This is a genomic window from Pseudoduganella sp. RAF53_2, from assembly GCF_052113985.1.
Classification (GTDB): Bacteria; Pseudomonadota; Gammaproteobacteria; order Burkholderiales; family Burkholderiaceae_D; genus Rugamonas.
This window is the reverse complement of sequence record NZ_JBFRDW010000451.1, coordinates 1-5,100: the sequence shown is the minus strand read 5'-3', so window position 1 is coordinate 5,100 and position 5,100 is coordinate 1. Positions and strand designations below refer to the sequence as shown.

Below are 5,100 nucleotides of genomic sequence, written 5' to 3'. Positions count from 1 at the left end.
GTGTATGGGTGTTCTTCATGCGCCAGATGCAGGGCGGAGGGAAGGGCGGCGCGTTCTCCTTCGGTAAGTCGAAGGCGCGCATGCTCGATGAAACGAATAACACCGTGACCTTTGCCGACGTGGCAGGTTGCGACGAAGCGAAAGAGGAAGTGTCGGAGATCGTCGACTTCCTGAAAGACCCGACCAAGTTCCAGAAACTGGGCGGCCGTATTCCACGCGGCGTGCTGATGGTTGGCCCTCCAGGTACCGGTAAGACCCTGCTGGCGCGCGCCATCGCAGGCGAAGCCAAGGTGCCGTTCTTCTCGATTTCCGGCTCGGACTTCGTTGAAATGTTCGTCGGCGTGGGTGCATCCCGCGTGCGCGACATGTTCGAGAACGCCAAGAAGCATTCGCCTTGCATCATCTTCATCGACGAGATCGACGCTGTTGGCCGCCATCGTGGCGCCGGCATGGGCGGCGGTAACGACGAACGCGAACAGACTTTGAACCAGCTGCTGGTTGAGATGGACGGCTTCGAGGCTTCCTCCGGCGTGATCGTGATTGCCGCGACCAACCGTGCCGACGTGCTGGACAAGGCGCTGCTGCGTCCGGGCCGCTTCGACCGTCAAGTGTCGGTGGGCCTGCCGGACATCCGCGGCCGCGAACAGATCCTGAACGTCCACATGCGCAAGGTGCCGATCGGTACCGACGTGAAAGCGGACATCATTGCCCGCGGTACGCCGGGCTTCTCCGGCGCCGACCTGGCCAACCTGGTCAACGAGGCAGCGCTGTTTGCCGCCCGCCGTTCCAAGCGTCTGGTCGATATGCAGGACTTCGAAGATGCGAAGGACAAGATCTTCATGGGCCCGGAACGCAAGTCCATGATCATCCGCGAAGAGGAGCGCCGCAATACGGCGTACCACGAATCCGGTCACGCCGTGGTCGCGAAGCTGCTGCCGAAAGCGGACCCGGTGCACAAGGTCACCATCATGCCGCGCGGCTGGGCGCTGGGCCTGACCTGGCAGCTGCCTGAGCACGACAATATCTCGGGCTACAAGGACAAGATGCTGGAAGAGATTTCCATCCTGTTCGGCGGCCGTATCGCGGAAGAGATCTTCGTGGGCCAGATGTCCACCGGCGCTTCCAACGACTTCGCCCGCGCCACCAAGCTGGCACGTTCGATGGTCACCAAGTTCGGTATGTCCGATGCGCTGGGCGTGATGGTGTATGAAGATACCCAGAACGACGGCTTCCTGGGCGGCACCAACAAGACCATCTCCGAAGCGACCCAGCAGAAGGTGGATGCGGAAATCCGCAACATCCTGGACAGCCAGTACGCGCTGGCCCGCAAGCTGCTGGAAGAGAACCGCGAGAAGGTCGAAGTGATGACCAAGGCCCTGCTGGAATGGGAAACCATCGATGCGGACCAGATCAACGACATCATGTCCGGCCAGGAGCCGCGTCCGCCAAAAGCCGGCGTGACCATCCGCAAGCAGCCGAGCGGTGACGGTCCGGGCGCCAACCCGAACTCCAACGTCGCTGCACCGGCCTGATCGCGTCGACGCGATACACTACCGAAGGGTGAGGAGCAATCCTCACCCTTATTTTTTAGAACCACCAGCGTGAAGCTGGTGGCTGCCACGATGTGGCAGCCACCGGGTTTATGTCCCGGGTTTTCAGCATGCCCCCAATCAAATTCGGCCGCTTCAATTTCCCCGCCAGTCGCGCGCTGGTGATGGGCATCCTCAACGTTACTCCCGACTCTTTCAGCGACGGCGGTGAATTCGCCACGCTGGACTACGCCATCAACCACGCCGAGCAGATGATACGCGACGGCGTCGACATCATCGACGTGGGCGGCGAATCCTCGCGTCCCGGTGCGCCTGCTGTCTCGCTGGATGAAGAACTGCGGCGTGTGCTACCGGTGCTGTTCGCGTTGCGCRACAGCGGCAAGGCGATTTCGGTCGACACCTATAAACCGGAAGTCATGCGCGAAGCGATACTGGCCGGCGCGGACATGATCAACGATATAAACGGTTTCCGCGCCCCCGGCGCCATTGAAGCCGTCAAAGACAGCGATTGTGCGTTGTGCGTTATGCACATGCTTAACGATCCTACAACAATGCAAGACAAGCCCGAGTACAATGACGTCGTGCAGGAGGTGGTGGACTTTCTGCGCGAACGCATTGCGGCCCTGACCGCCGCCGGGATTGAGCGGGATCGCATCTGGATCGATCCCGGCTTTGGCTTCGGCAAAACGGTCGAGCATAATTACGCATTGCTCAAGGCTGGGCGCCGCATGGTGGCCGAGCTGGGTGTGCCGCTGCTGGCGGGCCTGTCGCGCAAATCGATGATTGGCGCCGTGACCGGCAAACCAGTGGAGCAGCGCCTGGCCGGCAGCCTTGGCGGCGCGCTGGCCGCGGTGGCCCATGGCGCTCAAATCGTCAGGGTGCACGATGTGGCCGAGACTGTCGACGCATTAAAAGTGTGGCACGCAGCTCAATAAAAAGGATGAGATAAAGAATGGCACGCAAATATTTCGGCACCGATGGTGTCCGCGGCCTGGTCGGCGAAGCGCCGATCACGCCAGACTTCGTGATGCGCCTCGGCTATGCCGCAGGCAAGGTGCTGGCCAAGACGGCCACGCCCGGCATGGCGCGCCCGACCGTATTGATCGGCAAGGACACGCGCATCTCCGGCTATATGCTGGAAGCAGCGCTGGAGGCAGGCTTCGCTGCCGCCGGCGTGGACGTGATGCTGGCCGGCCCAATGCCGACGCCCGCTATCGCTTACCTGACGCGCGCGTTGCGCCTGTCGGCCGGTGTGGTGATCTCCGCCTCGCACAATCCTTTCCAGGACAATGGCATCAAGTTTTTCTCTGCCCAAGGCACCAAGCTGCCGGACGCGGTGGAGCTGGACATTGAAGCCCTGATCGACCAGCCGATGGGCTGCGTGCATTCCGAGAAGCTGGGCCGCGCCAAGCGCCTGGAAGACGCGCAGGGCCGCTACATCGAATTCTGCAAGAGCACCTTCCCCAACGAGCAAGACCTGCGCGGCCTGAAGATCGTGGTCGATTGCGCCCACGGTGYTGCCTACAACATCGCGCCGCACGTGTTCCATGAACTGGGCGCGGAAGTGGTCGCGATCGGCAATAAGCCGGACGGCTTCAACATCAACGCAGGCCACGGTGCGACCGCGCCGAAGGCCATGGCGGCAGCTGTCCTGCAGCACAACGCCGACCTGGGCATCGCGCTCGATGGCGACGCAGACCGTCTGATCATGTGCGACGCCAACGGCCGTCTGTACAACGGCGATGAGCTGCTGTACGTGATGGTGATGGATCGCGTGGCACGCGGCGACGTGCAGGGCGCGGTCGGCACGCTGATGACCAATATGGCGCTGGAAGTGGCCTTCAAAGAAAAGGGCATCGGCTTTGCGCGCGCCAAGGTGGGCGACCGCTACGTGCTGGAAGTGATGCAGGAGAAGGGCTGGATTCTCGGCGGCGAAGGCAGCGGCCACTTGCTGGCGCTGGACAAACACACCACCGGCGATGGCATCATCTCCGCGCTGCAGGTGCTGTGCGCGCTGAAGCGCTCGGGCAAGAAGCTGTCGGAAATTGCAGGCGAACTGCAGCTGTTCCCGCAGACCCTGATCAATGTGCGCGTGCCGGCAGGCTTTGACTGGCAGAAGAATTCAGCCATGGTCGCGGAAAAAGAAAAGGTCGAAAAAGAACTGGGCGATGCGGGCCGCGTGCTGATTCGCGCTTCAGGTACTGAGCCGCTGATTCGCGTGATGGTTGAAGCGCGCGATGCCGCCAAAGCGGAAAGCATGGCACGCCGCATTGCCGATAAGGTCGATACTCAGCTTGCGGCGTAAGCTAAGTTGCTGTCCTGACATTGACGGCAACTGCTCCCAAGGGGTATTATGACGTTATCGGAGTGTAGCGCAGCCCGGTAGCGCACCTGCTTTGGGAGCAGGGGGTCCAAGGTTCGAATCCTTGTACTCCGACCATATCACCTGGCGGGTTGTCTCTTGACAACCCGTTCGTCGTTTACGAGAATCCCCACCGCACTGCCCATAGCTCAGTTGGATAGAGCATCGGCCTTCTAAGCCGAGGGTCGCAGGTTCGATTCCTGCTGGGCAGGCCATGTTTGTGGGTCACAGCTCATCCATCACCGCTTGCATTTCGCGCCGCACCAGCAACAGGAAGGTGTTTGCGTCGTTCAGATCGAAAGCTTCGCGCATCGGCACCAGCAGCTTCTTCGCACCAAACTTCCTGGCAAAATCGGGACGGCGCTGAATGTTCTTCCTCAGATCTTCCATCAGTGCCTCAGCGGCCTGGCATACGCCCAGTGCGTCCTTGCGCACGATCTTGTTGCGGCGTAAGGACTCGAACATATCGAGCAGCCGCCGCCGCGACTGTTCGTTATTAAACTGGCTGTCTCTGGCGCGCTCGATCTCTGCGTCGTAGCGATTGCGCTTCTGCAGGGCGCTCTCCAGTTCCAGACGAAGTTGCCGCTCCGCGCCGCGCTGGAACAGGCGCGCGAAGAAGCTTCCGTTTTGCATGTCGGTGAGTTCGGCGTTGAGCGCCGCGATCTCTGCGATCGCTGTCTCGCGGCCCGACAGCAAGGCGCTGTGCTTCTCCTGAAAGGTAAGCTCGGCCAGGTCGGCGAGGTCCAGCGCTTCGTCATGCCGCTCTGGATGGGCAAGCGCGACGGATTCGGCCCGTCGCCGGATATTTTCCACCGCACTGAGAATATCCATTGTCGGGCCACATTATTCCGTGAGATGCGTTGAGATTAGCATATCAGAATGCTAACCAGTCAAACATCCCGCGTTTCAGGCCGCCCGGAAGATCAGTTCGCGTACTTGCTGCAGGCGCGGATACACCACAGGCACAGTCAGCATGGTGCTGCCGACTGCCATCAGCAGCAGTGCGGTAAAGGTCTCGTTCGTGATGATGCCTTTGTCCAGCAGGATGTTGACGAAGATGATCATGATCAGCGCCTTGGTCTGCAACAGCCAGCCGATAATCGACGCCTCGCCTGGCGCCCATTTCAGAATGCGGCCTGCGATCTGCACGCCGATCAGTTTGCCGGACACCGACGCGACCAATAGCAC

5 protein-coding genes and 2 tRNA genes are annotated in these 5,100 nt (G+C 61.1%); 5 read left to right on the top strand and 2 right to left on the bottom strand.

Annotated elements, in window-relative coordinates:
* The 5 genes from ftsH to AB4Z11_RS22625 form a co-directional block, all read left to right on the top strand.
* Positions 1-1,532: ATP-dependent zinc metalloprotease FtsH (gene ftsH / locus AB4Z11_RS22645; protein ID WP_442027823.1), on the top strand; the 1,532-nt coding region annotated here is incomplete at its 5' end.
* 128 nt (positions 1,533-1,660) lie between these two features.
* Positions 1,661-2,485, top strand: coding sequence for a dihydropteroate synthase (folP, locus tag AB4Z11_RS22640; protein WP_442027821.1), 825 nt, complete (start codon positions 1,661-1,663; stop codon positions 2,483-2,485).
* A 17-nt stretch (positions 2,486-2,502) separates the two neighbouring features.
* Positions 2,503-3,855, top strand: coding sequence for a phosphoglucosamine mutase (gene glmM, locus AB4Z11_RS22635; protein WP_442027819.1), 1,353 nt, complete (start codon positions 2,503-2,505; stop codon positions 3,853-3,855).
* A gap of 58 nt (positions 3,856-3,913) precedes the next feature.
* Positions 3,914-3,990: transfer RNA gene (locus tag AB4Z11_RS22630), tRNA-Pro, on the top strand.
* Between the two features lie 60 nt (positions 3,991-4,050).
* Positions 4,051-4,127 (top strand) — tRNA-Arg (locus AB4Z11_RS22625).
* Between the two features lie 10 nt (positions 4,128-4,137).
* Here the strand turns inward: AB4Z11_RS22625 and AB4Z11_RS22620 are convergent.
* Both AB4Z11_RS22620 and AB4Z11_RS22615 read right to left on the bottom strand, forming a co-directional pair.
* Positions 4,138-4,743 (bottom strand): hypothetical protein, encoded by a 606-nt coding sequence (locus tag AB4Z11_RS22620; RefSeq protein ID WP_442027817.1) that lies wholly within the window; start codon positions 4,741-4,743, stop codon positions 4,138-4,140.
* 75 nt (positions 4,744-4,818) lie between these two features.
* Positions 4,819-5,100, bottom strand: a 282-nt coding sequence (locus AB4Z11_RS22615; protein ID WP_442027816.1) for a cation:proton antiporter domain-containing protein, incomplete at its 5' end; no start/stop codon positions are given.

What these genes read in the sequence shown, in the direction of transcription:
- AB4Z11_RS22620 (WP_442027817.1), bottom strand. Translation starts at nt 4,743, where the DNA reads ATGGATATTCTCAGTGCGGTGGAAAATATCCGGCGACGGGCCGAATCC.